21 protein-coding genes, 4 tRNA genes and 1 CRISPR repeat array are annotated in these 25,353 nt (G+C 70.6%); of the genes, 15 read left to right on the plus strand and 10 right to left on the minus strand.

Annotation, left to right across the window (positions count from 1 at the left end):
- Positions 1 to 110: 110 nt before the first annotated feature.
- Positions 111 to 1,607 carry a glycoside hydrolase family 71 protein gene (locus AB0H37_RS33620; protein WP_360616838.1) on the plus strand — a complete coding sequence of 499 codons (1,497 nt, stop codon included), beginning with the start codon at positions 111 to 113 and terminating at the stop codon, positions 1,605 to 1,607.
- Between the two features lie 476 nt (positions 1,608 to 2,083).
- Here AB0H37_RS33620 and AB0H37_RS33625 read toward each other — a convergent pair.
- From AB0H37_RS33625 to AB0H37_RS33635, 3 genes are all read right to left on the minus strand, one after another.
- A tRNA-Val gene (locus tag AB0H37_RS33625) sits at positions 2,084 to 2,155 on the minus strand.
- Positions 2,156 to 2,186: 31 nt separating this feature from the next.
- Positions 2,187 to 2,257, minus strand: a tRNA-Cys gene (locus AB0H37_RS33630).
- A gap of 40 nt (positions 2,258 to 2,297) precedes the next feature.
- A tRNA-Gly gene (locus AB0H37_RS33635) sits at positions 2,298 to 2,369 on the minus strand.
- 127 nt (positions 2,370 to 2,496) lie between these two features.
- Between AB0H37_RS33635 and AB0H37_RS33640 the strand changes: the two genes are divergently transcribed.
- The 9 genes from AB0H37_RS33640 to AB0H37_RS33680 all read left to right on the plus strand — a co-directional run bounded on the left by AB0H37_RS33640 (position 2,497) and on the right by AB0H37_RS33680 (position 13,307).
- Positions 2,497 to 3,201, plus strand: a complete 705-nt coding sequence (locus AB0H37_RS33640) for a helix-turn-helix domain-containing protein (RefSeq protein WP_329089136.1) — start codon at positions 2,497 to 2,499, stop codon at positions 3,199 to 3,201.
- Positions 3,198 to 4,217 (plus strand): chorismate-binding protein, encoded by a 1,020-nt coding sequence (locus tag AB0H37_RS33645; protein WP_329089138.1) that lies wholly within the window; start codon positions 3,198 to 3,200, stop codon positions 4,215 to 4,217. Before AB0H37_RS33640 ends, AB0H37_RS33645 begins: the two co-directional genes overlap by 4 nt.
- Complete coding sequence (locus tag AB0H37_RS33650; protein WP_329089140.1) at positions 4,168 to 5,004, plus strand: aminodeoxychorismate lyase; 837 nt, start codon at positions 4,168 to 4,170, stop codon at positions 5,002 to 5,004. The genes AB0H37_RS33645 and AB0H37_RS33650 overlap by 50 nt, the downstream gene beginning before the upstream one ends.
- Before the next feature lie 80 nt (positions 5,005 to 5,084).
- The gene (locus AB0H37_RS33655) at positions 5,085 to 6,509 is read left to right on the plus strand and encodes an extracellular solute-binding protein (protein WP_360616839.1); all 1,425 of its coding nucleotides are present in this window, start codon (positions 5,085 to 5,087) and stop codon (positions 6,507 to 6,509) included.
- Entirely contained in the window at positions 6,481 to 7,452 is a 972-nt protein-coding gene (locus AB0H37_RS33660) for a sugar ABC transporter permease (RefSeq protein WP_329089144.1), read from the plus strand. Before AB0H37_RS33655 ends, AB0H37_RS33660 begins: the two co-directional genes overlap by 29 nt.
- Positions 7,449 to 8,276 (plus strand): carbohydrate ABC transporter permease, encoded by an 828-nt coding sequence (locus AB0H37_RS33665; RefSeq protein WP_329089146.1) that lies wholly within the window; start codon positions 7,449 to 7,451, stop codon positions 8,274 to 8,276. The genes AB0H37_RS33660 and AB0H37_RS33665 overlap by 4 nt, the downstream gene beginning before the upstream one ends.
- Positions 8,276 to 9,403, plus strand: coding sequence for an ABC transporter ATP-binding protein (locus AB0H37_RS33670; protein ID WP_360616840.1), 1,128 nt, complete (start codon positions 8,276 to 8,278; stop codon positions 9,401 to 9,403). Before AB0H37_RS33665 ends, AB0H37_RS33670 begins: the two co-directional genes overlap by 1 nt.
- Positions 9,400 to 10,596, plus strand: coding sequence for a CehA/McbA family metallohydrolase (locus tag AB0H37_RS33675; RefSeq protein ID WP_360616841.1), 1,197 nt, complete (start codon positions 9,400 to 9,402; stop codon positions 10,594 to 10,596). The genes AB0H37_RS33670 and AB0H37_RS33675 overlap by 4 nt, the downstream gene beginning before the upstream one ends.
- Positions 10,587 to 13,307, plus strand: a complete 2,721-nt coding sequence (locus AB0H37_RS33680; protein ID WP_360616842.1) for an alpha-mannosidase — start codon at positions 10,587 to 10,589, stop codon at positions 13,305 to 13,307. The genes AB0H37_RS33675 and AB0H37_RS33680 overlap by 10 nt, the downstream gene beginning before the upstream one ends.
- On the opposite strand, the gene ppgK is transcribed toward AB0H37_RS33680, so the two are convergent.
- Genes ppgK through AB0H37_RS33695 form a run of 3 tightly spaced genes read right to left on the minus strand, consistent with a single transcriptional unit; the run spans position 13,294 to position 15,207 of the window.
- Positions 13,294 to 14,115 carry a polyphosphate--glucose phosphotransferase gene (ppgK, locus tag AB0H37_RS33685; protein ID WP_329089154.1) on the minus strand — a complete coding sequence of 274 codons (822 nt, stop codon included), beginning with the start codon at positions 14,113 to 14,115 and terminating at the stop codon, positions 13,294 to 13,296. The genes AB0H37_RS33680 and ppgK overlap by 14 nt on opposite strands.
- Before the next feature lie 28 nt (positions 14,116 to 14,143).
- On the minus strand, positions 14,144 to 14,464 hold the full coding sequence (locus tag AB0H37_RS33690) for a multidrug efflux SMR transporter (protein WP_179835747.1): 321 nt from the start codon (positions 14,462 to 14,464) through the stop codon (positions 14,144 to 14,146).
- Positions 14,464 to 15,207: an SDR family oxidoreductase gene (locus AB0H37_RS33695; protein WP_329089156.1), complete on the minus strand. Its 744-nt coding sequence runs from the start codon at positions 15,205 to 15,207 to the stop codon at positions 14,464 to 14,466. The genes AB0H37_RS33690 and AB0H37_RS33695 overlap by 1 nt, the downstream gene beginning before the upstream one ends.
- A gap of 104 nt (positions 15,208 to 15,311) precedes the next feature.
- Between AB0H37_RS33695 and AB0H37_RS33700 the strand changes: the two genes are divergently transcribed.
- Both AB0H37_RS33700 and sthA read left to right on the plus strand, forming a co-directional pair.
- A complete protein-coding gene (locus AB0H37_RS33700) occupies positions 15,312 to 15,911 on the plus strand; it encodes a helix-turn-helix domain-containing protein (protein ID WP_360616843.1) in 600 nt (199 codons plus the stop codon).
- A 49-nt stretch (positions 15,912 to 15,960) separates the two neighbouring features.
- The gene (gene sthA, locus AB0H37_RS33705) at positions 15,961 to 17,364 is read left to right on the plus strand and encodes a Si-specific NAD(P)(+) transhydrogenase (RefSeq protein WP_179835744.1); all 1,404 of its coding nucleotides are present in this window, start codon (positions 15,961 to 15,963) and stop codon (positions 17,362 to 17,364) included.
- Here sthA and AB0H37_RS33710 read toward each other — a convergent pair.
- Entirely contained in the window at positions 17,361 to 17,774 is a 414-nt protein-coding gene (locus AB0H37_RS33710) for an SsgA family sporulation/cell division regulator (protein WP_089312133.1), read from the minus strand. The two genes, sthA and AB0H37_RS33710, sit on opposite strands and share 4 nt — an antisense overlap.
- Before the next feature lie 289 nt (positions 17,775 to 18,063).
- On the opposite strand from AB0H37_RS33710, the gene AB0H37_RS33715 reads away from it, so the two are divergent.
- Together AB0H37_RS33715 and AB0H37_RS33720 are read left to right on the plus strand one after the other, a co-directional pair.
- Positions 18,064 to 18,489, plus strand: a complete 426-nt coding sequence (locus AB0H37_RS33715; protein WP_329089168.1) for a TIGR02611 family protein — start codon at positions 18,064 to 18,066, stop codon at positions 18,487 to 18,489.
- 154 nt (positions 18,490 to 18,643) lie between these two features.
- Positions 18,644 to 18,715, plus strand: a tRNA-Val gene (locus AB0H37_RS33720).
- Between the two features lie 188 nt (positions 18,716 to 18,903).
- Here the strand turns inward: AB0H37_RS33720 and AB0H37_RS33725 are convergent.
- The 3 genes from AB0H37_RS33725 to AB0H37_RS33735 all read right to left on the minus strand — a co-directional run bounded on the left by AB0H37_RS33725 (position 18,904) and on the right by AB0H37_RS33735 (position 21,709).
- Entirely contained in the window at positions 18,904 to 20,325 is a 1,422-nt protein-coding gene (locus AB0H37_RS33725; RefSeq protein WP_360616844.1) for a hypothetical protein, read from the minus strand.
- A 28-nt stretch (positions 20,326 to 20,353) separates the two neighbouring features.
- Positions 20,354 to 20,545 carry a helix-turn-helix domain-containing protein gene (locus AB0H37_RS33730; protein ID WP_360616853.1) on the minus strand — a complete coding sequence of 64 codons (192 nt, stop codon included), beginning with the start codon at positions 20,543 to 20,545 and terminating at the stop codon, positions 20,354 to 20,356.
- Positions 20,546 to 20,995: 450 nt separating this feature from the next.
- Entirely contained in the window at positions 20,996 to 21,709 is a 714-nt protein-coding gene (locus AB0H37_RS33735) for a hypothetical protein (protein ID WP_360616845.1), read from the minus strand.
- 160 nt (positions 21,710 to 21,869) lie between these two features.
- A CRISPR array of direct repeats spans positions 21,870 to 22,200; the repeat unit is 26 nt; unit sequence ACCATCCCCGCGTGCGCGGGGCCGAC.
- A gap of 201 nt (positions 22,201 to 22,401) precedes the next feature.
- Between AB0H37_RS33735 and cas3 the strand changes: the two genes are divergently transcribed.
- Entirely contained in the window at positions 22,402 to 25,233 is a 2,832-nt protein-coding gene (cas3, locus tag AB0H37_RS33740; protein WP_360616854.1) for a CRISPR-associated helicase Cas3', read from the plus strand.
- Positions 25,234 to 25,353: the final 120 nt, after the last annotated feature.

Genomic DNA, 25,353 nt, shown 5'->3' on the forward strand with positions numbered 1-25,353 from the left:
AATAGTTTGCAACAACCACCTACATGCAGGAAAGCCCCGGCGGTCCGCGATCATGCCGATTGAAGTGATCTTCGTATCGCGCCGAGGGCGATGCAGTACGGTGCCGCTCCATGAAGATCATCTTTTCGCGGGCGGCGGTGGCGGCAGGATCGCTGCTGCTGGGCGGGGTCCTGGCGACGGCCGGGTGCGGGCTGACCCCGCGGGAGGCGGTACCGGTCAAGGGTGTGGCCGAGGCGAGCGCCACCACCGCCCTTCCGTTCGACCTGCCCGCCACCGCCACCCTGCGCGCGTCCAAGCAGAAGGTGTTCGCGCACTACTTCACCCCCTATCCGGTCTCGCTGGACAACAAGGCGCCCGAGTCGGACTACTACACCCGCAACTACCTGAGCCCGGCCGGTGAGGGCGGGATCCACCAGGCCTACGGCGGACTGCTGCGCGACCGTCCGGCGCCCCGCGCACCGATCAGCGGGGACTACCAGCTGGAGGACATGAAGCGGGAGGTCCGCACGGCCGTCGCGGCGGGCCTGGACGGCTTCACCGTCGACCTGCTCAACCTCTCGGCCACCAGTCCGCACCGCAAGCGCGTGGACCTGCTCATCAAGGCGGCCGAGCAGGTCGACCCCGGGTTCAGGATCGTGCTGATGCCCGACATGACCGCCACCCAGATCAAGGGTCTGGACGCGGCGGGCCTCGCCTCGGAGCTGGCCGGGCTCGCCAAGTCGCCGGCGGTCTACAAGCTGCCCGACGGGCGCGTGGTCGTCTCGCCGTTCAAGGCCGAGAACCGCACCGCCGACTGGTACGCGGCGTTCAACACCGCCATGACGAACCTGGGCGCGAAGCCGGCGCTCGTCCCGGTGTTCCTCAACTTCGGCGCCAACTACAAGAACTACGCCTCGGTCAGCTACGGCTTCTCCAACTGGGGCAACCGGAGTCCGAACCTGCAGGGGGGCATCGGGGGCAACATCAGCGCCTCGCACGGTCTCGGCAAGATCTGGATGCAGCCGGTCGCCGTCCAGGACGAGCGACCCAACCAGGGCATCTACGACGAGGCGAACAACACCGAGAACCTGCGCACCACCTGGCAGAACGCCATCGACGGCGGTACCGACTGGGTCCAGCTCACCACCTGGAACGACTTCTCCGAGGGCACCCAGTTCGCGCCCTCCCCGCACAACGACGGCGCGTACCTGGACCTGGCGTCCTACTACCTGACCCGCCTCAAGACCGGGACGTGGCCGGCCATCGCACGCGACACGGTCTACCTGACCCACCGCACCCAGACCGCGGCCCTCAAGCCGACGTCGGGCGGCCAGACGAAGTTCATGGTCCCGCGCTCCGGCACCGCGACCCCGCGCGACAAGGTGGAGATCCTCTCCTTCCTCACCGCCGCCGCGCAGGTCAGGGCCACGATCGGAGGGACGGCGAGTAGCTACGACGCGGCTGCGGGCGTCCAGGCGCGGCTGTTCCCCCTGGCGAACGGCGCCACCGCCGCCTCGGTGCTCCGCAACGGCACCACCACCGCCACCGTCACCTCCCCGTTCACGGTGACCGCGACCCCGCAGGTCCAGGACCTCCAGTACCACGCCGCCACCAGCGGCCGCCCCTGACCCGACCCCCAAACGACCGCCGCTCCTGGCCCGGACCCCAGGAGCGGCCAAGGTCAGCAAGAAGCGCAAGACCAGGCACGCCGTTCGGCAGAGAGCGACGCTGGCCCGCGGTCTGCCTCGTGCGAACCGACTGGGTGTGGTCGAGATACCGCGCGAAGAGCCGTGCCGCGGTGCTCAGGCCGCCAAGACAAACGGCCTGGTCAAAGCTCAGGAAGAATGATGGGTGCCAGAGCCGACTGGAGGACCCTACGGCGTGCACTCAACCCAGCCCCGCACGCAGGGGGAGTGGGGGACGGAGTCCCCCACATCGGGGGTCCGGGGGTCGCCCCCCGGGAAAGCATTGCGGGCCACCGGGAAGGCGCCGAAAGCGCCGAACATGGTGGCCCGACTCGGGGGTCCGGGGGTCGCCCCCCGGGAAGGCATGGCGGGCACCGGCGAAGGCGAGCGAAGCTCGCCGAGCAGGCGCGACCGCCTCGTGGGCGATACTGGGATTGAACCAGTGGCCTCTACCGTGTCAAGGTAGCGCTCTCCCACTGAGCTAATCGCCCGGGTCCGTGTCCTCCGGGGAGGTACGGGTTGAGGTGGAGACGGGATTTGAACCCGTGTACACGGCTTTGCAGGCCGTTGCCTCGCCTCTCGGCCACTCCACCAGAAGGAGACCTTCTGGTCATAGCCCGAAAGGCCCCTCAGAGCGGAAGACGGGATTTGAACCCGCGACCCTCACCTTGGCAAGGTGATGCTCTACCCCTGAGCCACTTCCGCTTGCGCCCTGCGGCGACGGGGAAAACATTAGCGCCTCCGGGGCGGTGACGCGAACCGGATTACGCGGCGGCGCGGGGCGCGGATGCTTCGGCGCTGGTCGAAGAGCGGGTCGCCTAGGCTCGGTGGCATGGGCTCGGAACAGGTCGTGAGTGTGGACTTCGCGCCGGTCGCGGCTCTGCTGGCGGACCGGGCGCGGGCCGCGATGCTGACGGCGCTGCTGGACGGGCGTCCGCTCGCGGCGGGGGAGCTGGCGAGGACGGCCGGGGTGAGCGCCCAGACGGCGAGCGCGCATCTGTCGCGGCTGCTGGACGGCGGGTTCGTGACGGTCGTCAAGCAGGGGCGGCACCGGTACTACCGGTTGCGGGGGAGCGAGGTCGCCCAGGTGATCGAGGCGCTGTCGCGGATCAGCCCGCCGGTGCGGGTGAACAGCCTGCGGCAGTCCCGGGACGCGCGGCGCCTGCACGAGGCGCGGACGTGCTACGACCACCTCGCCGGCATCGCCGGGGTGACGTTGTTCGCGGCGCTGGTGGACGGCGGTCTGATCGTGGCGGCCGACGGCGACGCCTACGAGGTGACGGAGAAGGGCGAGGAGCGCCTTGGGGCGCTGGGGCTGGATCTTGAGGCGTTGCGGAGCGGACGGCGGAGGTTCGCCTGGCACTGCCTCGACTGGACGGAGCGGCGGCCGCACCTGAACGGGGCGCTGGGGGAGGCGCTGACCAGCCGGATGATCGAGCTCGGCTGGTTCGAGCGGGGCAGTACGCGGCGGGCGCTGGTCGTCACCGAGGCGGGGCTGGCGGGCCTGGCCGATTCGTTCGGGTGCGTGCTGGGATGAGCTTCGCCTATGCCGGGGGCCTGCTGGCCACCGGGCTCGCGGACGTGACCTCCGACCTGGGGGCGCTGGATTCGCGCGGCTGGTGGGCGGTCGTGGTGACCTACGAGGGGAAGGTCACGTGCGCCCGGTTCGAGACGGTGAGGCCCGCGCCGCATCCGGGGGGCGTGTGGGCCGGCCCAGCGGGGGAGTGGACGAGTTCACTCGACGAGGCGGCCTACGTCGCGGGGGTCGAGCGCATCCGCGGCGCGATCGCGGACGGTCTCGTCTACCAGGCCAATCTGTGCCGCGTGCTCTCCGCGGAGCTGCCCGGCGGCGCCGACATCGCCGGACTGGGGGCCAGGCTCGCCGAGCGCCATCGCGCGCCCTACGCGATGACGCTCAGGGTGCCGGGCCTGGAGGTCGCCTCCGCCTCGCCCGAGCTGTACCTGCGGCGGGACGGGCGGGTGGTCGAGTCGCGTCCGATCAAGGGGACCGGCCGGACGGCGGACGACCTGCTTCCCAAGGACCGCGCCGAGAACGTGATGATCGTCGACCTGGTCCGCAACGATCTCGGACGGATCGCGGAGACCGGCTCGGTGAGCGTGCCGGAGCTGTGCGCGCTGGAGGAGCATCCCGGGCTCGTCCACCTCGTATCGGCCGTCCGGGCGCGGCTGGCGGGGGGCGGCTGGCCGGAGCTGATCGCCGCGACGTTTCCTCCCGGTTCGGTGACGGGCGCCCCGAAGTCGAGCGCGCTGAGGCTGCTGGAAGTACTCGAACCCGTCCCCCGGGGGCCGTACTGTGGGGCCATCGGCTGGGTGGACGCGGACTCCCGGCGCGGCGCCCTGGCCGTGGGCATCCGGACCTTCTGGGCGGAGGACGGCCTGCTGCGGTTCGGCACCGGCGCCGGCATCACCTGGGGGTCCGATCCACATCGCGAGTGGCGCGAGACCGAGCTGAAGGCGGCTCGGCTATTGGAGGTGGCTTCCGGTGACGGAGCAGGCCAGGATCTGGCTGAACGGGGAACTGCTCGACCCTGAGCGGGCGACGGTGTCGGTCTTCGACCACGGCATGCTCGTCGGGGACGGGATCTTCGAGACCGTGAAGGCGACGAACGGGGAGCCGTTCGCGCTGACCCGGCATCTGCGGCGGCTGGCCCGTTCGGCGGCCGGCCTCGGCCTGCCCGAGCCCGACCACGACGCCCTGGCGCAGGGCACCCTGGAGGTGCTCGCGGCCGCCCCGAAGTGGCCGCTGGCCCGCATCCGGATCACCTACACGAGCGGACCGGGCCCGCTCGGCTCCGCGCGCGGCGACGCCGGCCCGACCGTGTCGATCATCGCCGGCCCGCAGGCACCGTTCCCGGCGACGGCGGACGTGACGGTCGTGCCGTGGCCGCGCAACGAGCGGGGCGCCCTGTCCGGCCTCAAGACCACGTCCTACGCGGAGAACGCGCTGGCGCTGTCCTACGCCAACGAGCGCGGCGGCGGTGAGGCGATCTTCGGCAACACGGCCGGAAACCTGTGCGAGGGGACGGGGAGCAACATCTTCCTCGTGCTCGGCGGGCGGCTCGTGACGCCGCCGCTGTCGTCCGGCTGCCTGGCCGGGGTGACGCGCGCGCTCACGCTGGAGTGGTGCGGCGGCGAGGAGGAGGACGTCGCGCTGGACGACCTGTACCGCGCGGACGAGGCGTTCCTGACGTCCACGACCCGCGACGTCCAGCCCATCCGGGCCGTGGACGGGACGGTCCTCCCGTCAGCCCCCGGCCCGATCACCGCGAAGGCCGTGGAGGCGTTCGCCGCCCGGTCCGCCGAGTTGATGGACCCCTGAACCAGAAAAACGATCTCTGAGTCTTTACGTGATCGAATTCTTCGTTCACGTTATGTGGTGACGCTTGTAGGAGGTCACCCATGGTCTTCTCCACTAGGGACTTCTCCAGGAGGCGGATCGGCGCGGCCGCCGCGCTCGCACTGGCGGGCGCGGCGCTCGCCGGGTGCGGCGGCGGGTCCTCGACGGACCCCGACCGGGGCAAGGACGCCAAGAACTTCTCCCTGACGATCACCCGCAACGCCATCGCGGGCGGCAAGAACGCCGAAGAGGCCGAGTGGATCACCAGGACAGTGATCCCGAAGTTCGTCGCGGCGCAGAAGGCCAAGGGCGTCACGGCGAAGGTGACGTTCCGCGGCCAGGGCGTGGACGACGAGGTGTACAAGACGAAGCTGGCGCTCGACCTGAAGTCGCGCGCCGGTGCCGACATCATGGACATCGACGGCATCTGGGTCGGCGAGTTCGCCCAGGCCGGCTACATCCAGCCGCTGTCGAAGGCGGTCGGCGCCCCCGCCGGCGCCTGGGACGGCTGGGCGCAGATCCCCGCATCGGTCCAGCGACTGGCGACGTTCGAGGGCGAGCGTTACGGCGTCCCGCCCGCGACCGACGGCCGCCTCATCTTCTTCAACAAGAGGTTGTTCGCGCGGGCCGGCCTGCCCGCCGGCTGGCAGCCGAAGAGCTGGCAGGAGATCATCGCGGCGGGACGCGCCCTGAAGAAGGTCCCCGGCGTGACCCCGATCCAGCTGAACGCGGGCACCGCGATGGGAGAGGCCACCAGCATGCAGGGGGCGCTCCCGCTGCTGGCCGGGGCGGGTGCGGAGATCTGGGCGGACGGCAGGTGGACGGGCGGCGGTCAGGCGCTCAAGCAGGTCCTCGGCCTGTACGCGCAGGTCTACGGCGGTGAGGGCCTCGGCGACCCCAAGCTCCAGCAGGAGGCCAAGGGGCGCGACAAGTCGTTCGAGGAGTTCGCCGCGGGCAAGATCGGGATCCTGTTCGAGGGCGACTACTTCTGGCGGGACGTCCTCAACCCGAAGACGGGCGTCGCGAAGATGGCCACCCGCGACCAGGACGTCGGCTACGCGCTGATCCCCGCCGTCTCCCAGGGGCGGGGCCTGCGCGGGCAGTCGTTCGTGAGCATGTCGGGCGGCTCGGTGACCGTCCTCAACCCGAATACCAAGTACCCGCAGCAGGCGTTCGAGCTGCTGGCCTTCATGAACTCCCCGGAGATGGTCAAGGCCCGGACGGCCGGCACCCCCGAGATCACGTCCCGGACGGACGTGAACAAGGAGATCCTCGCGAGCGACCCCTTCCTGACGTTCGTGTCGGAGAAGGTGCTGCCCGTCACGTCCTACCGTCCGGGCCTCTCGGCCTATCCGCAGGTGTCGACGGCCTTGCAGGAGGCCACGGCGAGCGTGGTGGCGGGCAGGAGTCCGGACCAGGCCGCCGCCGAGTACGCCAAGAAGCTGGAGGGGATCGTCGGTGGCGCCGCCCACGTCACCCCGCGCTGACGTCGCGCCCACGGCCGCGCCGTCCTTCGAGGACGACGCGGCCGGGCTGGGGCGGGGCCGCGCCGCCGCCTTCGTCGCGCCGGCGCTGGTCCTGGTCGCGGTGTTCCTGGTGTTCCCCGCGCTCTGGACGCTCTACCTGGGCACGACCGATTACCGGCTCACCGGCATCGCCGCCGGCGAGCCGCGGTTCGTCGGGACCGACAACTACCGGACGGTGCTCGGCGACGGGGACTTCCACCGGTCGCTGTGGCTGACGCTCCAGTTCGTCCTGGGGTCGGCGGTGATCGGGCAGACGGTGCTCGGCTTCTCGATCGCGTGGGTGATGCGCGACCGGTCCGGCCTGGTCAGGCGCCTGGTCGAGGGGCTGGTGCTGCTGGCCTGGATCCTGCCGTCCTCGGTCATCGCGTTCCTGTGGATCGCGCTCCTCGACCGCGACGGCGGGACCCTCAACGCCATGCTCGGCACGCCGGGCACGGCGTGGCTGCTCGACCATCCGATGGCGTGCGTCGTCGTGTTCAACGTGTGGCGCGGGACCGCGTTCTCGATGATGCTCTGCGGAGCGGCTCTCGGGAACGTTCCACCATCGCATCTGGAGACGGCGCGGCTCGCGGGCGCGTCGACGTGGCAGACGCTCCGCGACGCGGTGTTCCCGCGCATCAGGGGCCATCTGCTGACGAGCCTGCTGCTGGTCAGCCTGTGGACGTTCAACGACTTCACGCCCTTCCTGATCACCGCGGGCGGCCCGGACGGGCGCTCGGAGATCATGTCGGTGTACGTGTACCGGACGGCCCTCGGGGACGGCCGGCTCGGGTTCGGCGCCGCCATCTCGCTGCTCATGATCCTGATCAACCTGGTGATCGCGCTGGTCTACCTGCGGGCGCTGCGCGACCGCGGCCGCGCCCGCACGGCGGACGCCGGCACGGCGGAGGGGGCGGCCGCGTGAACGGCACCGTACGCGAGATCCTGCGCCGGATCGGGCTGGCCACGTTCGTCTCGGGCGTTCTCGGGTTCTTCGCCCTGCCGCTGCTCTGGCTGGCCTTCGCGCCGTTCGACGCGAACCCGGGGATCTCGGCATCGCTGCCCGAGTTCACGCTGCACAACTTCCGGGTCCTGCTGGACAACCCCTACGCTCTCGCGTCGCTGCGCAACTCGGTGCTGCTGGCCGCGGGGACGGCGGCGCTCGTCGTCACTACCGCGTCTCTGGCCGCGTACGCGCTGAGCCGGGTCCGGGTGCCCGGCCGGGACCTGCTGCTCTACGTCCTGCTCCTGCTGTCGTCGATCATCACCGGGACGGCCGCGATGGTCCCGGTGTTCCTGCTGGCCTTCAACCTGCACCTGATCGACTCGCGGCTCGGCGTGATCCTGGTGCTGACCGGCGGGCTGCTGCCGGCGGCGATCTTCCTGCTGAAGGACTTCACCGACGCCACGCCCACGTCCTACGAGGAGGCCGCGCGGGTGTTCGGCGCCTCGCCGCTGCAGGTCCTGCGCCATGTGGTCGTCCCGGTCATCCGGCCCGGGCTCGCCACCGTGACGGTCTGGACGGTCGCGCAGGTCTGGGGCGACTTCCTCATGCCGTTCCTGCTCCTGCGCGACCCGGGCAAGGCCCCCGCCTCGGTGATCATGTACACGTTCTACACCGAGGGCGGCCAGCCGGACCTGCCGCTGATCTCCACGTTCTCGCTGCTGTACTCCCTGCCGGTCGTGCTCATGTACCTGTTCGTCAGCCGCCGGTACGGCTTCCGCTTCCACGGAGGGATCAAGCGCTGATGGCGTCCATCACCATTCGGGAGCTGACGAAGGTCTATCCCGGCGGCGTCCGGGCTCTGGACGCGCTCGACCTGGACGTCGCCATGGGCGAGTTCTTCGCGCTGCTCGGCCCGTCCGGCTGCGGGAAGACCACGCTGCTGCGCACGATCGCCGGCCTGGAGGCGGCCACGGGCGGGACGATCCGCCTCGGCGACGAGGACGTGACGCGGCACCAGCCGGGGCGGCGCGACGTCGGCATGGTGTTCCAGGACTACGCGCTGTTCCCGCACATGACCGTCCTGGACAACATCGCCTACCCGCTGCGCGTCAGGAAGCAGAGCCGCGCCGTCCGGTACGGGCGCGCGACCTCGGCGGCCCAGTCGCTCGGCCTGCAGGGCCTGGAGCGGCGGCGTCCCGGGGAACTGTCAGGCGGCCAGCAGCAACGGGTCGCGCTCGCCCGCGCCGTGGTGGCGGACCCGCGGATCCTCCTGCTCGACGAGCCGCTGTCCAACCTGGACGCACGGCTGCGCCTGGAGGCCCGCACCTTCCTCAAGACGTTCCAGCACCGCCACGGGTTCACGACGGTGTTCGTCACGCACGACCAGGCGGAGGCCTTGGCGCTCGCCGACCGGATCGCGGTCATGGAGTCGGGGCAGATCCGGCAGATCGGCACGCCCGCGGAAGTGTTCCGGCGCCCGGCGAGCCTGTTCGTGGCCTCGTTCATCGGTTCGACGCCGATGAACCTGCTGCCCGGCACGGTCCGCGGCGGGGCGGTCGAGGTCGGCGCGACCGAGCTGCCCGTTCCGGAGGAGGTGCGCGGCCTCGTGATGGACGGGCAGGAGGTCGTCTGCGGGGTACGGCCCGAATACATGGAGTTCAGCACCGAGCCGGTGGACGGGGCGTTCGGCGGGAGGGTGTCCGTCGTGGAGAACCTCGGCGCGTCCTCCCTGGTGACCCTGGACGTCGACGGTGAAACGGTGCGAGCCGTGGTGGGGGAGGGCTTCGAAGCCCAGCCCTCCGCTGAGGGGTGGGCGTCGCCGCGTCCGGGACGCGTCCTGCTCTACCGCGACGGCGAGCTGGTGACGGGCGGTGGCGACGAGGCCGGGCGGGCGGCGGCGACCTTGGCCAAGGACGGGAGGAGCGGATGACCGTGCACAGCGGACGGTGGAGTCTGGAAGACCGTCTGGAGCAGGGTCTGCGCGAACTCCCCTTCGAGGTGCCGAGGGGGACGGCGTCCGTCACGGTCGAGCTGTCCTTCGAGGGCGGTGTGATCGACCTGGGCTGCCATGGGCCGGACGGGTTCCGCGGTTGGTCCGGTGGGGCGCGTCGACGGTTCACGATCGGCGCCGACTGGGCGACGCCCGGATATCTCCCGGGCGAGCTTGAACCAGGCCTCTGGCACGTCTGGCTCGGGCTGCACCGGATCCCGCCGGACGGCGTCCCGTTCGAGGTCACCGTCACCACCTCTGGGACGAACCCAAGGCGGCCGGACGAAGCGCCGCCTCCGCCGCCGGAACGACCGTCCCGCCCGGAACTCCCCGCCCCGGACGGAATGCGCTGGCTCGCCGGTGACCTGCACTCGCACACCGTCCACAGCGACGGCACGCTCACCGTCCACGAACTGGCGTGCCTCGCCGCCTCCCGCGGCCTGGACTACCTCGCGGTGACCGACCACAACACCGTCAGCCACCATCCCGAGCTGCCCGCCGCCGGGGCGCACGCCGGCGTCCTGCTGCTGCCCGGCCAGGAGGTCACCACCGACCTCGGGCACGCGAACGTCTTCGGCGACACCGGCTGGATCGACTTCCGCGCGCCGAGCGCCGACTGGGCCGCCTCCGCCGCCGCGCGCGGCGGGCTCATGTCGATCAACCACCCGCTCAGCGGCGACTGCGCCTGGCGGCGCCCGCTGCCCGCCGAGCACCGGCCGCGCCACGCCGAGATCTGGCATTCGTCCTGGTGGGACCGCCGCTGGGGCGCCCCGCTGGCCTGGGCGCAGGTGTGGCGGCCGCAGGGCGTCGTCCCGCTCGGCGGCAGCGACTTCCACGACCCGGCGCAGATGAAGGACCTCGGCGAGCCCGTCACCTGGGTCCTCGCCGAGGGAGAGGACGTGCTGGGCGGGCTCGCGGCAGGCCGGACGGCGGTGTCCGCCGGCCTGGACGCGCCGGCGCTGCTGCGCGTCGCCGACGAGCTCGTCGCCCTCGGCGCGGACGGGACCGTGCTGGTCCGGCCGGACGGGCGCCGAACCGCCGTCCGGGGCGACCGCGTCCGGATGCCGGCCGCCGAGGCGGGCACGTACCGACTGGAGACCCACGAGAACGAGGTGATCGCACTGTGCGGGTAGCAGGCCGGGCCGAGGGCTCAGAGATCGTCGTCGTGCCGCACACCCACTGGGACCGCGAGTGGTACCTGCCGTTCCAGCGTTTCCGGCTCCGCCTGGTGTCGCTGCTGGACGGCGTCATCGACGGGATGGAGGCCGACCCGCGCTGGCACTTCACCCTGGACGGGCAGATGGCCGCCGTCGACGACTACCTGGAGATCCGTCCCGAGCGGCGCGAGCGGGTGGCCGCGCTCGTCCGGGAGGGCCGGCTCGCCGTCGGGCCCTGGCAGATCCTGCACGACGAGTTCCTGTGCTCGGGGGAGAACATCGTCCGGAACCTGGAGCTCGGGCTGCGGCGCGCGGAGGAACTGGGCGCCGCGATGATGGTCGGCTATCTGCCCGACCAGTTCGGGCACTGCGCGCAGACACCGCAGATCCTCAGACTCGCCGGGATCGAGCACGCCTGCGTGTGGCGCGGCGTCCCGGACCGCGTCCGCACCCGCGCGTTCGCCTGGGAGGCGCCGGACGGAACCGCGATCCGCACCCAGTACCTCCCCGAGGGCGGCTACGGCAACGCCGCGTCGATGTTCGAGGAGTTCGAGGACGGCGCGTCCCTGCTGCCCGGCCGCGTCGCCGGGTTCGCGGAGGCGATGGGCCGCTGGTACCCGGGCGGCGGCCCGCTGCTGGCCATGTACGGGGCCGACCACACCGCGCCCGCCGCCGACCTCGCCGACCGGGTCGCCTCCGCCGGGCCCGCGATGCGCCTGGACACGCTCGCCGGGTACTTCGCGGGGGAGGAGCCGTCCGTGGACGGCCTGCCGCGCGTCCGCGGCGAGCTGCGGTCGCACGCCCGCGCCAACATCCTTCCCGGCGTGCTGTCGGCCCGCGTCCGGCTCAAGCAGCTGATGGGACGCGCCGAACGGCTCGTGGAGCGGTACGCCGAACCGCTGGCAGCCCTCTGGTACACCGGCGACGCGCAGCGGTTCCTCGACCTGGCGTGGCGGCGCCTCATCGAGGTGAGCTGCCACGACTCGGTCACCGGATGCGGCAGCGACGAGACCGCCGAGCAGGTCGCGGCGCGCATGGCGGAGGCGGAGCAGCTCGGCCGCGCGGTCTGCGACCTGGTCACCGCCGAACGCGCCGCGACGGTGCCGCTCGGCTCCCACCTGGTGTTCAACCCGACCCCCGCTCCGCGGACCGGCCTCGTCACCCTGGACGTCGCGTGCGAAGGGGAACCCGGGCTGGTGACCGGGGACGGGCGGCCGGTCCCCGTCCAGACGCTCGACATCGCGCCCACCGTCCTGGACGACGCCGTCCACCCGGCCTCCGAGCTGCCGATCCTGCTGGAACGGGTGTACGGGCGGGTGCTGTTCGGGCAGGAGATCCGCGACTGGACGGTCTCCCGGGAGGACCGCGCGCTCACCTTCCACGTCACGTCCCGCGCCGACGTCCCGTTCGACATCGGCGAGGTGCGGGAGGCGCTGCGCGACGCGGACGGGGACTGGCGCGTCCGGATCCTGGCCGATCCGCGCCGCACGGTCGCCGCGCTGGTCGACGTGCCCGCCCTGGGGCTCACCGCCGTCCGGCCCGTCGCGTCGGGCGGCGCCGCGGAGGGGCCGGTGAAGGCGGAGGGGAACGTCCTGGACAACGGGCTGCTGCGCGCCGAGGTCCGCGAGGACGGCACGCTCCAGCTGCGCACCCAGTCCGGCCACATCGTCGAAGGGGTCGGCCGCGTCGTGGACGGCGGCGACCTCGGCGACTCCTACAACTACGCGCCGCCCGCCGAGGACCGCATCGTCGGCGACCCCCTGACCGTGACCGTCCGGCCCCTGTGGGACGGGCCGCTCGTCGCCGCGCTCGACATCGTCCGGACCTACCGGTGGCCCGCCTCCGGGGACGTCCCGCGCGACGCCCGGTCCGATGCCGAGGAGGACGTGACCGTCACCACCCGCGCCGAACTGCGCGCCGGGGAGCCCTTCCTGCGGCTGCGCGTCACGTTCGACAACCGGTGCGACGACCACCGCGTCCGGCTGCACATGTCGCTGCCGCGCCGGGCCGGCTCGTCCTTCGCCGAAGGACAGTTCGCGATCGTCGAGCGCGGGCCCACGGCGGAGGGCGGCTTCGGGGAGCGGCCGGTGCCGACCTTCCCCGCGTCCGGATTCGTCGCCGCGGGCGGCCTCGCCGTCCTGCTGGAGCACGTCACCGAGTACGAGGTGCTCGGCGGACGGGAACTGGCGCTCACCCTGCTGCGCTCGATCGGCCACCTGTCGCGGGACCGCAACGCCTACCGCGACCAGCCCGCCGGGCCGCAGCTCCCCACGCCGCAGGCCCAGTGCCGGGGCGAGCGCGCGGTCGGCCTCGCGATCATGCCGTACTCCGGTGAGGCGCCCGGAGCCGACGTTCTGCAGGCCGCCGAGACCTACCGGCACGAGCTGCATACCGCCGCCGGTTACGGACGCGCCGGCTCGCCCGTCCCGGCCTCCCGGACGGGCCTCTCGATCACGGGCGACGGCGTGGCGATGACCTCGCTCCGCCTCCGCGACGGCTGGACCGAGACCCGGATGGTCGCCCAGTGCGCGCACCCCACCACGGCCGTCCTGCAAGGCGACCTCGCCGAGGCGACCCGCGTCGACCTGCGCGGACGCCCCGGCATCCCGCTCGACGTGCACGACGGGACGGCCACGCTGGCGCTGCGGCCCTGGGAGATCGCCACCGTCCGCTTCAGGACGTCCTAGCGTCCGCCGCCCCGACACGCGCGGCGTCCGCCGCCCCATCCTGCGCGGCGTCCGCCACTCCGACACGCGCGGCGTCCGCCGCCATGGCCGCTCCCACGATGCCCGCGTTGTTCACCAGCCGCGCCGGAACGATCTCCGCCCGGACGCCCTCGATCAGCGGAAGGAAGTGCTCGGACTTCTTGCTCACCCCGCCGCCCACGATGATCAGCGAGGGGGAGATCAGCGCCTCCAGGTGGCCCATGTACACGCTGAGCCGCTTCGCCCACTTCTTCCAGCTGAGGTCGTGCTCCTCCCGCGCCTTGGCCGCCGCGCGGATCTCGGCGTCCTCGCCGTCGATCTGGAGGTGCCCGAACTCGGTGTTCGGGACGAGGACGCCGTCGGTGAACAGCGCGCTGCCGATCCCCGTCCCCAGCGTGAGCACGACGACCGTGCCGCGCCGTCCGCGTCCCGCGCCGAGCCGCATCTCCGCGATCCCCGCCGCGTCCGCGTCGTTGAGCAGCGTGATCTCCCGCCCGGTCGCGTCCGCGATCAGCGACTCCGCCTCCAGCCCGACCCAGTGCCTGGACACGTTCGCCGCCGACAACGTCACGCCGCCGATCACCACGCCGGGATAGGTGACCCCGACCGGCCCGTCCCACCCGAAGTGCTCCACGACCTGCGCGAGCACCGCCGCGACCGCCTTGGGCTTCGACGGCTGCGGCGTGTCCACCCGGAACCGCTCCCGTGTGAACGACCCGTCCGACAGGTCGACCGGCGCGCCCTTGATCCCCGACCCGCCGATGTCGATCCCCAGCATCTCCCTCGCCATGCCCTCACTCTGCCCGATCTTGCCGCCGCTAAGAGCCCTCCAGCACCTGCAAACCGACCACGCCGACGACGATCAGGGCGAGGAACGCCAGCCGGGCCGGCGACGCGCTCTCGCCGAACGCGACCATGCCGACCAGCGCGACACCGAGCGCCCCCAGGCCGACGAAGACCGCGTACGCGGTCCCGACCGGCAGGGTCCGCAGCGACAGCGACAGCACGACGACGCTGAGCAGCGCGACCGACAGGCCGATGACCGTCGGCCAGAGCCGCGTCAGGCCGTCCGACTGCTTCAGCGCCGTCGCCCACACCAACTCCGTCAATCCCGCGATCAGCAGGAAGATCCAGGCCATCAGGCTGCGTACCCCCCGTCCACGGCGATCGCCGCACCGGTGACATAGTCCCCGCCCGGACCCGCCAGATGCGCGACCATCGCGGCGATCTCCTCGGCGCGGCCGTACCGGCCGAGTGCCGTGAACCCGCGCTCGAACTCGGCGTCGGGGGAGTCCGCGGGGTTCATCTCGGTGTCGGTCGAGCCCGGCTGCACCACGTTGGCGGTGATCCCGCGCGGCCCGAGATCGCGGGCCAGGCCCCGGGTGAGCCCGGTGAGCGCCGACTTGCTCATGGCGTACAGCGTCCAGCCGGCATAGGGGACGCGCTCGGCGAGGCTGCTGCCGATGTTGATGACGCGGCCGCCCGGCCCGAGATGCCGGGCCGCCGCCTGCGCCGCGACGAAAGCCGCCCGGACATGGATCGCCAGGGTCCGGTCGAGTTCGGCGGCCGTCACGTCCTCCAGAGGCCCGTAGGGCGCGATCCCGGCGTTGTTGACCAGGATGTCGAGGCGGCCCAGCTCGGCCGCCGTCCGGTCGACGGCCGCGACGACGGCCTCGGGGTCGGCGGCGTCGGCGGCGATCGCCAGCCCGCGCCCGCCCGCCGCCTCGATCTCGCGGACGACGCCGGCGGCCCGTTCCGGGGCCCGGACGTAGGTCACCGCCACGTCGGCGCCGTGCCGCGCCAGCCGCCGCGCGATCGCCGCCCCGATGCCGCGCCCGCCGCCCGTCACCAGCGCCACCCGTCCTGCCAGATCCACCGTCATCTCAGCTCCCGGCGTTAATCGGAGAAAGTTCCACTTAGCGAGCTTAACCGGAGAACTTTCCGGATACAAACCCGTTACGCTGGTCCGTGCCGAGAGGGGGTCGGATGCGGGAGTTGCCCGTGATCGGGCGGCCGCCCGCCGAGCGGGCGGACGCGGCCCACAACCGCCGCCGCATCCTGCGCGCGGCCGCGGAGGTGATCGCGACCCGCGGCCCCGAGGCCGTCTCCATGGACGAGGTCGCGCGGGCCGCCGGGGTCGGTGTCGGCACCGTGTACCGCCGGTTCGGGGACCGGGCCCGCCTCGTCTACGCCGTCATCGACGACCGCGAGCGCGACTTCCAGACCGCGTTCATCCAGGGCCCTCCGCCCCTCGGCCCGGGCGCCGCCCCCGCCGAGCGCGTCCGCGCCTTCCTGCACGCCCTGGCCGACCGCACCGAGGCCCAGGCGGATCTGCTCCTGATGGCCGAGTCCGACCCGCCCGAGGCCCGCTTCCGCGACGGCTCGTACGGGCTCTACCACCGGCATCTGTCGATCCTGCTCCGCGAGATCCGCCCGGACGCCGACGCCGACTACCTGGCCGACGCCCTCCTGGCCCCCCTCGCCGCGAACCTGTTCCTCCACCAGCGCCGGACCCGCGGCATGCCCCTCGACCGCGTCAAGGCCGGCCTGGACACCCTGGCCGGCGGCCTCCTGGGATCGGGATAGATCTGGCGAAAGCCTTATCAGCACGGTGCTCGGCAGTCAGACTGAGGGCGTGAGCGACTTCGATCTCCTCGTCCTCGGCTCGGGGCCCGGCGGGCAGCGCGCGGCCATCGCCGCCGCCAAACTCGGCCGCAGGGTCGGCATCGTGGACCGCCGCGACATGATGGGCGGCGTCTGCATCAACACCGGGACGATCCCGTCCAAGACGCTCCGCGAGGCCGTCCTCTACCTGACCGGGCTCAACCAGCGCGAGCTGTACGGGCAGAGCTACCGGGTCAAGGACGAGATCACCGTCGCCGACCTCGGGATGCGCACCCAGCACGTCATCGGCCGCGAGACCGACGTCGTCCGCAGCCAGCTCGCCCGCAACCGCGTCACCGTGCTGCCCGGCACCGGCCGCTTCCTGGAGCCCGACACGATCGCCGTCAGCGGGACCGGCGACCGCGAGCAGAAGCTCACCGCCGACCGCATCGTGATCGCGACGGGCACCCGGCCGGCGCGGCCCGAGACCGTCGACTTCGACGACCGCACGATCATCGACTCCGACGGCATCATCAACATGGACCGCATCCCCGAGACCATGGTCGTCGTCGGCGCCGGCGTGATCGGCATCGAGTACGCCTCCATGTTCGCCGCGCTCGGCACCAAGGTCACCGTCGTCGAGCGGCGCGAGCGCATGCTGGACTTCTGCGACCTGGAGATCGTCGAGGCGCTCAAGTACCACCTGCGCGACCTGGCCGTCACCTTCCGGTTCCGCGAGAGCGTCGCGTCCGTCGAGAGGATGGCGCACGGCGCGATCACCGTCCTGGAGAGCGGCAAGCGGATCCCCGCCGACACCGTCATGTACTCCGCCGGGCGCCACGGCATGACCGGCGACCTGTGCCTGGAGGCCGCGGGCCTCACCGCCGACCTCCGCGGCCGGATCAAGGTCGACGAGCACTACCGCACCGAGGTCCCGCACATCTACGCCGTCGGGGACGTGATCGGGTTCCCCTCCCTCGCGGCCACCTCGATGGAGCAGGGCCGCCTCGCCGCCCACCACGCCTGCGACGAGCCGGTCTCCCAGATCCACGAGACCCAGCCCATCGGCATCTACACCATCCCCGAGATCAGCTTCGTCGGCCGCACCGAGGACGCCCTGACCGAGGCCAAGGTCCCCTTCGAGGTGGGCGTGTCCCGCTACCGCGAACTCGCCCGCGGCCAGATCATCGGGGACTCCTACGGCATGCTGAAACTTCTCGTCTCACCGGATGACCGGCGGCTCCTCGGCGTCCACGTCTTCGGCACCGGCGCCACCGAGCTCGTCCACATCGGCCAGACGGTCATGGGCTGCGGCGGCACCATCGACTACCTGGTCAACGCCGTCTTCAACTACCCCACCCTCGCCGAGTCCTACAAGGTCGCCGCCCTGGACGCGATGAACAAGATGCGCCACATCGCGCGCCTGTCCGGCTAGGACGGCCAGAGCAGGTTCTCCAGCTCGGCGTCGATGTCGATGAACTCGCTCTCCTCGCCGGCGGGCACCGCCTGGTACGTCCGGTGGAGGAAGTCGGCGAGTGGAGAGAGCGGCACCTCGAACAGCGCGTCCCCGAACGGGGAGGACAGCGCGATGTTGAGCGTGCCGTCGTCCTCGCCGGGCCAGACCTCGACGTCCCCGTCCCCGACCTTGCGCACGATGCCGACGGTGAGCAGCTCCCGGGCGAAGATCCACTCGACCGGCTCGTCGTCGCCCACGTAGAAGGCCATCCGGATCGCGTACGGGTCGTCGGCCGCGTACTCCAGCCCGGCCAGCAGAGGGACGGTCGTGCGGTCGGGGACGACGAGACGAAGGCCCAGCTCTGCTGAGACGGTGGTACTGCTGTTCATGGCCATTCCCTCTTACGTCGGTCCCGCTGGCTCACGGGGTGCTCCGGTGGGGCGGTACTCCCTCTCACCGACATCCCCGCGATCTATGACGCCTAACTGCCTGAACTCGGCCGAACATTCCGGCGTCCCCGGCGTTTGTGATCCATCTCACCATAGCAAAACCCGCGTCTGACCTGGGCAAAAGCGGATCATTCGCAAGTTTCCTTCGCTTCGGCCCGCCTGCCCCGCAGGCCGATCCGCACGCTCCCCCGTCCCCCCGCAGGCCCATCCGCTGCCTTAAGGTAAAACCGTGGCAATAAATCATGAAAAGGATGCTCCACCGCCGGAGCCGCGCCTCTCCCACCGCTTCCGCGCCCGGATCCGGCGCAACCCCCTCCTCAACACCGCCTGGCGCGCCGCCGTCTTCCTCACCGGCGCCGCCGTCCTCACCGGCGGCCTGGTCATGATGGTGACCCCCGGCCCCGGCCTCCTCGGCATCGTCATCGGCCTGGCCATCCTCGCCACCGAGTTCGCCTGGGCCCAGCGCGCCCTCCATCGCGCCAGAACCGCCGCCGACCGCGCCAAGGAGAAAGCCCTCGACCCCCGCGCCCGCCGCCGCAACACCATCCTCGGCGTCCTGACGGCCCTGGCCCTCGCCGCCGCCCTGACCGCCTACCTGGCCGTCTACGGCCTGACGCTGCCCTGGAACATCGAAGACCCCACCTTCTGGACCTGACGTCGCAGTCGCCAAGCGTAACCACCCGGCTCCCGTCCGTCCCTCAGCCCCGCCGCCAGGCAAGGCGCCCACCGCCTCCCCAGGCGCAAAACCGGCGCGCGACCACCCCCCGACATGCGCTAGAGTTTCCGACGTCGGAACGCACGTTCCGCAGGGGCGATTAGCTCAGTGGGAGAGCGCTTCGTTCACACCGAAGAGGCCACTGGTTCGAACCCAGTATCGCCCACCCCCATGACACAGGCCCTCCCGCACACCTGCGGCAGGGCCTGATTGATCAACTGGGAGGATTTTGGGAGATCATCTCCCTCCCACCCAAACGAGGCCACAAGAACACCCCGCTCTTGCTCACTCTGCGTAGTCATGCAGCGGGGGCGGGACGAGGCCTCATCCCACCCCCACCGACATGACGGGTCGCTAGGCGCTCAAGATCGAGACCGGGCACTGAACCCGCCTCTGAGTGCTCTCCAGAAGCCCATTGAGCACGGGAACCGGCGAGCTCCCAGGGAGCCGAAGTCGCTCATGCAGCGAGATCTCCCAGCGCATCTGGAGCTTGGCCTTCAGGTCGTCTCGCATGGTGTCCGAGACGTGGGAGTACACGCCGCGGATGCCAGGCACCGTGTGGCCCAGCCGTTCGGCCTGGAGCACCTCTGGAATGGCGTCCTCCAGCATCCAGGTCTTGTGGCTGTGCCGCAGCCCGTGCGGCGTGAGCCCCTCGATGAGCGGCAGCCACACCGACGGGGAGTTGTCTTCCGTCACCACCCGAATCCCCTTGCCCTTGGGCGCCTGGAAAGGCTGCCCGGGGACGGCATCAGGCCACGGTGGAACCGGCGTCCCCGGCCATACCGTCGTGTCCGCCAGGACGCGCTTTCCGGTCTGCCGCGTGCCCTTGGGGTATCGGCCGTCCGCGGCGGGCTGGAAGACCCGCCGGGCGTAGTGGGAACGACGATGATGGGAACCCTCCGAGCTGAGGAACAGGTACTGCCCGCCCCCACCGCACGCAGGTGTCCGCCCCGGGCAGGCGCAGCGGCCAGGCGTCCGAAGGCTCTGCTGAGAGACGAGCGCTGACAGGAAGGGCGGCAGATCGACCGGCCGGTGCGAATCATCCTTGGGTGGCACCTTCTCAAGCCGTCCTGCCAGCTCCCGCAGCTGCCAGTCGATCTGGATCCGGTCGAGTCGGCACGCCGGCCGTTCCAGGCCGTGCACTTCACCCCACCGCATGCCGGTGTAGGCGGTCAGGACGATCAGGACGAAGTCGTCATCACGCCCGGACAGCAGCGCGCACCGCTCGGCCAGCAGCAGGGTCTGGAGGGGAGTGGCCCAGACCTTCTCCGGCCCCCGCACCGCGATGGCCCGGCGTGCGCGCTTCCGGCCGCGTCCTCGCCGCTTGACGGCGACGTTGGTCGCGACCATCCCGCGTTCCTTGGCATCTCCGAGGATCGTGCCCAGCAGCGACCGGGCGTCGGCTGCAGTCCGGTGCGAGAAACCTCTGGTCCGTGTCCGCTTCTCCCAGGCCACGATCTCCTCGGGGCTGGTGAGGGTGTTGACCGGCCGGTTCCCGAACGTCGGCACGATGTGGTGATCGATCAGGTACCGGTACTTGGCCTCGGTGGTGGCCTCCAGATCCTGCCCCGACCACCACAGCTCGACCCAGTCGGCCAGTAACGCCGCCCCGTCACGAGGATCGTTCCAACTATGTCGCCGGATACCGGCCTCCTGCTCTTCACCCCAGTTCAGCGCGGCCTTCTTCGTATCGAACCCCGACTGCGAGGCCGAGCTGCCATCCGGCCGCATGTACCGGACCCGCCACTTGTTTCCACGCTTTTCGGCATACGCCATGACTTGCTCCTCCTTGTTCTTCCGCGGATCAGAACCGGCCGCGTCGCCGGCGGACCACCGGCGTCTTGGCGCCGGCCGCGATGATCCCGGCGATGTCCTGATCGCTGAACCGCAGGTGCTTGCCGATGAAGGTGCACGGGATGACCCGCGCGCTGGCCTTCTTCCGCAGCCACGACTCGCGCACCTGCAACATCGCCGCCGCCTCGGTGGGCGTGTACAGCCGGACATCGGGACTGGACCTGTGTTCTGGACCGGTAACGTGCCGCTGAGCGCTCGGCTCACCCTGCAAGGTCACACCTCGCTCTCGCCACCGGACCGCAGGAGGCGCGAGGACGCGCCTGCTCCTGCAGCCCCACGTCAGGACCGAAAGCACCCTTCGCAAGAGATGGACGACCTTGACCCCAACTTTACACGGATAGTGGTCAAGCAATTACGAACGGGAAGCGTGTCGTCAGAGTCGCCCTGACAAGCCCGCCGTCAACACATCGGCTTACGCGATCTAAGCAGACGCGATTGGGCGATCTTCCTGCCGATCGAGGCTCTTCCAGGCCGCCAGCCCCGCTCCAACGGATGATGGCAAGTCGCGGCAGCGAACCCCGCACCGCCATGCGCTACGTCCGCCCGGGCTCGAGGGCGTCATGGTTACCACTAGTTACGGCGTGGCCTGGGGTCATGGGGTGGTTGGGGTGTCTGCGGGTCTGGCGTTGATGCGCAGGGCTACGTGGTCGCCGATATTCGGGTCTGTGCGTGTGCTGAGCCCGAGTTGCACGATGCGGCCGTCGAGTGGATGCCAGGGGCGATTCGGCGCCGTCCTGCCGAGGATCTTGCCGAGGGCGTCGATGGTCGGCTTCCACAGGTTCGGCCAGTGCCTGCGGGGGCCGACGACGAAGCCGATGTGCAACTGGAGCGGTCCGTCCGGGAAGACATGGGCTCTGGTGAGCTGCTGATCGATCTGTTGTTTGAACGCGGTCGTGCCGCTGGACGCGGTGGTGCGGACGTCGAAGACCTGGGGCCGGCCGTCGGCCTGGAGGGGAATCGCTGTGGTCACGCCGAGGCGGGAGTCGGGGCTGTGGCGCTTGATGCCCCACACCGACGCGAATGCCCGGCCGGTGGCTCTGCTCAGTCGGGTGCTGAGCGGGAACAGGTAGTTGTCCAGGTCGTGCTGGTCCAGGAGGGGAGTGGTTCCGGTCAGTCCCACGTCCAGGCGCAACGCGAGCGGATCCGGGAGCTGGTTGAGTTGAGGACGGTACATCTTTTCGGCTTCGCTGAGGAATTTCTTTAGCCGGATCTGGCTGGGATGCCCGGTCGCATCCCAGCTCGCCAGGCGCGGCTGTACTCCAAGCCGCTGGCCCGTCTGCGGTATGGCGTACATCGGCACGTCCACGGCGCGGACGCTACCGCGCGGCTGCGACAAGGCCCATATGGCTGGAGCGGTCACGAGGCGATCCTTGGCCCCAGGGCGGCGGGTCGGCAGGTCTGAGATTGAAAGTGCCTGCATGCGACGGACCGACAACAGCCTGTCGATCGGCCAGACGGCGCCCTGTACGATCCCCGCGTGCGCGGGGCCGACATCTGCCGGCACGGTGTCGTGGGAGGCGTTCAGGGATCATCCCCGCGTGCGCGGGGCCGACCCGTCGTAGGAGCCGGCGAGGAGGACGATGGCCGAACCATCCCCGCGTGCGCGGGGCCGACCCGGAGCCCCCTGGATCGTTCCGGCGGCCGGGGGAACCATCCCCGCGTGCGCGGGGCCGACGAAGCCGCCCGCCGCCACCACGAAGGAGACCCGGAACCATCCCCGCGTGCGCGGGGCCGACACGTCCTGAACGACTGGAGACTCGAGAGCGGTAGAACCATCCCCGCGTGCGCGGGGCCGACCCCTTGCTGACCTGCGACGCTATCACTGAGAGCGTCGGTTTCCATTCGGTTAGTTTCTGAGCATGATCGTTTTTTCAAAGGGAATGATCTTGATTTGCGAGTCGGTCGGGCGCCCTTGAAGTTGTTTTGTCAGTGGGGTCAGCTACCTTCGCGCGTGTGAGTATCGAGGGGGCGGGGCTGAGCGGTCAAGATCCGCTTGGGGTGCTGTGGGGTAAGAGTGCGGGGAGGGCAGGTGGCAGGTCCAATCTGTTGCTGCAACATCTCTTGGACACTGCGGCCGTAGCCGAGCTTATTTGGGATTATTACCTGTCTCCATCGATTCGTCGGGCGTTGAATGCTGTGGCCGGCCACGGTGAGGGGCGGCGGCTGTTCGCTTGGGTGTGCGGCATTCACGACATCGGTAAGGCCACCCCTGCCTTTCAGCACATGGATGCTGCCGGTGCTGCCCGCGTGCTGGGTGCGGGTATGGCCTGGGATCGGCGAGTGGTCCAGCGGTACCGCTGGCGGCACGATCGTGCAGGCGGGGTCTTGATCCGGAAGTACCTTGCGGAGGCCGGCTGGTCACAGGAGAGCGTCGACTGGGTGTGGCCGCTGGTGGCGGGGCACCATGGTCGGTTTCCGACGCTTGGTGAGGCAGGGGAGCCTCGGCGTGCTAGAGGCCAACTCAGTGGTAGCGGATCTGGGTGGGATGCGGCGCGCCATAAATTGCTAGTCGCCTTGACGCGGGCTGTTGGAATCGGGGGGCTCGCGGACGTCGAACCGGCGGGTGTGCCGAGTCGCGCGGTGCAGTTGCAGTTGAGTGGCTTTGTGGTAATGGCCGACTGGATCGCCAGCGATCAAAGCCATTTCAAGGGTGTTGATGCTTTGGAGCAGGTCAGTTTCCAAGCGGCTCGAGACCGTGCTCGTGAGGCATGGAAGCGCCTGGGGCTGCGCGGGGGATGGGGTGGACTGGGCCAGCCGGATGAGGACGTCTTCCGCAGGCGTTTTGAGGAGGACCCCCGGCCGTCGCAGATGGTGGTCATGGACACCGCCGCTCGGATGGATGCGCCCGGTTTGATCGTGGTCGAGGCGCCCATGGGCGAGGGGAAGACCAAGGCTGCGCTCGTGGCTGCGGAGTTCCTGGCCGCCAGGTGGGGCCTGGACGGTGTCTTCGTTGGTATGCCGACTCAAGCTACGGCCGATCCGATGTTCACTCACGTCCGTGCCTGGGTTGAGGCGATCGAGCCTTCACTGGCCCCGCAGGTGGCGCTGCTGCATGGCAAGCGGATGTTCAACAAGCAATGGCGAGAGCTATTGCAGGACCACGGGCCTGCGGCTGACAACCGGTTCGCGGGAGTCGCCGAGGACGAGTTCGGCCTCGATGATCCCTACGGGGTCTCCGACGGTGCGTGCTGCCCTGAGGCCTCGGCGGAGCGCTCGGCGCCGGCAGAGTGGTTCTTGGGCGCCAAGCGTGGTCTGCTGTGCCCGTTCGTTGTGGGAACGATCGACCAGCTGTTGTTCGCCGCCACTCGCACCAAGCACGTCATGCTGCGGATGGCGGGGTTGGCCGGTAAGGTCGTGATTCTCGACGAGGTTCACGCCGCTGACGTGTACATGTCGCAGTTCCTTGCTGAGGGGCTGCGCTGGTTGGGGCAGGCGCATGTGCCGGTCATCCTGCTGTCGGCGACCCTGCCTCCCGCGCAGCGTCGGGAGCTCGTGGCCGCTTACCTGGCTGGGGCGGGGCGCAGCGAGGAAGCGGATGCCTCGGAGGCTGCGGCAATACCCGAGCCTGATGGCTACCCAAGTGTGACAGCCGCGTGGAGGACTGAGTCCTCTGGGGGTCATATGGTCCGGAGCTGCTCGTCGTGGCGTGAAGACCTTCAGGTCAAGGTCGAGATCCTGCCTGAACGAGTAGTAAAGAAAGGGGCCTCACGCGGTGACATGTCCGAGGGAGACGCCCAGGTCCTTTCGTTGATGCGGGAGCGTCTCGCGGATGGCGGCTGTGTCTTGGTCATCCGTAACACCGTGCCGCGCGCCCAGGCGACGTTCGAGGCCCTTCGCGGGGAGTTCGGTGATGACGTTCACCTGCTGCATGGGAGGCTCAGCGCAGCCGATCGGGCTGTCCGCACCGAGAAGTGTCTGCGGCTGCTTGGGCCCCCGCAATCGGAGGTGTCTCAACGCCCTTCTCGAATGATCCTGGTGGCGACGCAGCTCGCCGAGCAGTCCTTCGATGTCGATGCCGACCTGCTGGTCACCGACTTGGCTCCGATGGACCTGCTGCTGCAGCGGATCGGCCGTACCCACCGGCATGAGGGTGTTCCGCGGCCGGAGGCGATGGCCCAGCCGACCGTGATCGTGACCGGCTTCTGCCCACAAGACGATGGACCGCCAGAGTTCCCGCAGGCTGCCGAAGGGATCTATGGACGGTATCTGTTGTTGCGTACGGCGGCTCTAGTCTGCGCCGCTGCGGGTGAGTGCTGGTCGGTCCCCGGACGGGTTCCCCAGTTGGTCACCGAGGTTTACGACTCTGGGCGCCAGATCGTCCCTGGCTCCTGGGCTGCGGCCGAAAGGGAGGCGCGGGCTTACTGGGCGGATCGGCAGCGTGCTCGCGCTGAGAGCGCCGAGCCGTTCTTGCTCACGCGAGCTGGTGAGCACGCCCAGCCGACTTTGGAAGGGCTGCATCGCGGTGGCATGCACGATGGGCTGTCGGAAGAGCAGCATCGCGCGGTGGTGCGAGACGGCGACCGCAGTGTCGAGGTCGTGCTCGTGTACCGAGACGAGCGGGGGTTCCACGCCCTGTCGGGCAGACGCCTCGGTATGGGTGGCGTGGCGTCGCCCGATCTTCTGGACGATGTGCTCGGCGGGACGGTGCGACTGCCCGCCAAGCTGACCGATGCGGCCGAGGGCACGCTCGGCCCGTTGGACGGATGGCGTGATCACCCATGGTTGCGCCACAGCCGCGCGCTGGTGTTGGGCGCCTCCGGCTCGGCACAGCTCGGTGACCACACGGTGCGCTACGACGAGCAGCTCGGACTTGTCGTGGAGGGGCCATGACGATGAAAGGGCGGGACGGCGCCGCCGTCCCGCCGCTCCCCGCATCCGCAGGGCCAACGTTCAGCTCACACAAAACCACGAGCCATCCCTGCCGACGCAGGGCGAAGGGCCCGCGGCCCT

It is taken from the genome of Actinomadura sp. NPDC023710 (genome assembly GCF_040639875.1).
Classification (GTDB): domain Bacteria; phylum Actinomycetota; class Actinomycetes; order Streptosporangiales; family Streptosporangiaceae; genus Spirillospora; species Spirillospora citrea.

Bases quoted from the DNA above. Each gene is read 5' to 3' on its own strand.
- AB0H37_RS33700 (WP_360616843.1), top strand. From the start codon at position 15,312: ATGCGGGAGTTGCCCGTGATCGGGCGGCCGCCCGCCGAGCGGGCGGAC.
- AB0H37_RS33655 (WP_360616839.1), top strand. From the start codon at position 5,085: ATGGTCTTCTCCACTAGGGACTTCTCCAGGAGGCGGATCGGCGCGGCC.
- AB0H37_RS33620 (WP_360616838.1), top strand. From the start codon at position 111: ATGAAGATCATCTTTTCGCGGGCGGCGGTGGCGGCAGGATCGCTGCTG.
- AB0H37_RS33725 (WP_360616844.1), bottom strand. From the start codon at position 20,325: ATGGCGTATGCCGAAAAGCGTGGAAACAAGTGGCGGGTCCGGTACATG.
- AB0H37_RS33640 (WP_329089136.1), top strand. From the start codon at position 2,497: ATGGGCTCGGAACAGGTCGTGAGTGTGGACTTCGCGCCGGTCGCGGCT.
- AB0H37_RS33710 (WP_089312133.1), bottom strand. From the start codon at position 17,774: ATGAACAGCAGTACCACCGTCTCAGCAGAGCTGGGCCTTCGTCTCGTC.
- ppgK (WP_329089154.1), bottom strand. From the start codon at position 14,115: ATGGCGAGGGAGATGCTGGGGATCGACATCGGCGGGTCGGGGATCAAG.
- AB0H37_RS33690 (WP_179835747.1), bottom strand. From the start codon at position 14,464: ATGGCCTGGATCTTCCTGCTGATCGCGGGATTGACGGAGTTGGTGTGG.
- AB0H37_RS33675 (WP_360616841.1), top strand. From the start codon at position 9,400: ATGACCGTGCACAGCGGACGGTGGAGTCTGGAAGACCGTCTGGAGCAG.
- AB0H37_RS33670 (WP_360616840.1), top strand. From the start codon at position 8,276: ATGGCGTCCATCACCATTCGGGAGCTGACGAAGGTCTATCCCGGCGGC.
- AB0H37_RS33695 (WP_329089156.1), bottom strand. From the start codon at position 15,207: ATGACGGTGGATCTGGCAGGACGGGTGGCGCTGGTGACGGGCGGCGGG.
- AB0H37_RS33645 (WP_329089138.1), top strand. From the start codon at position 3,198: ATGAGCTTCGCCTATGCCGGGGGCCTGCTGGCCACCGGGCTCGCGGAC.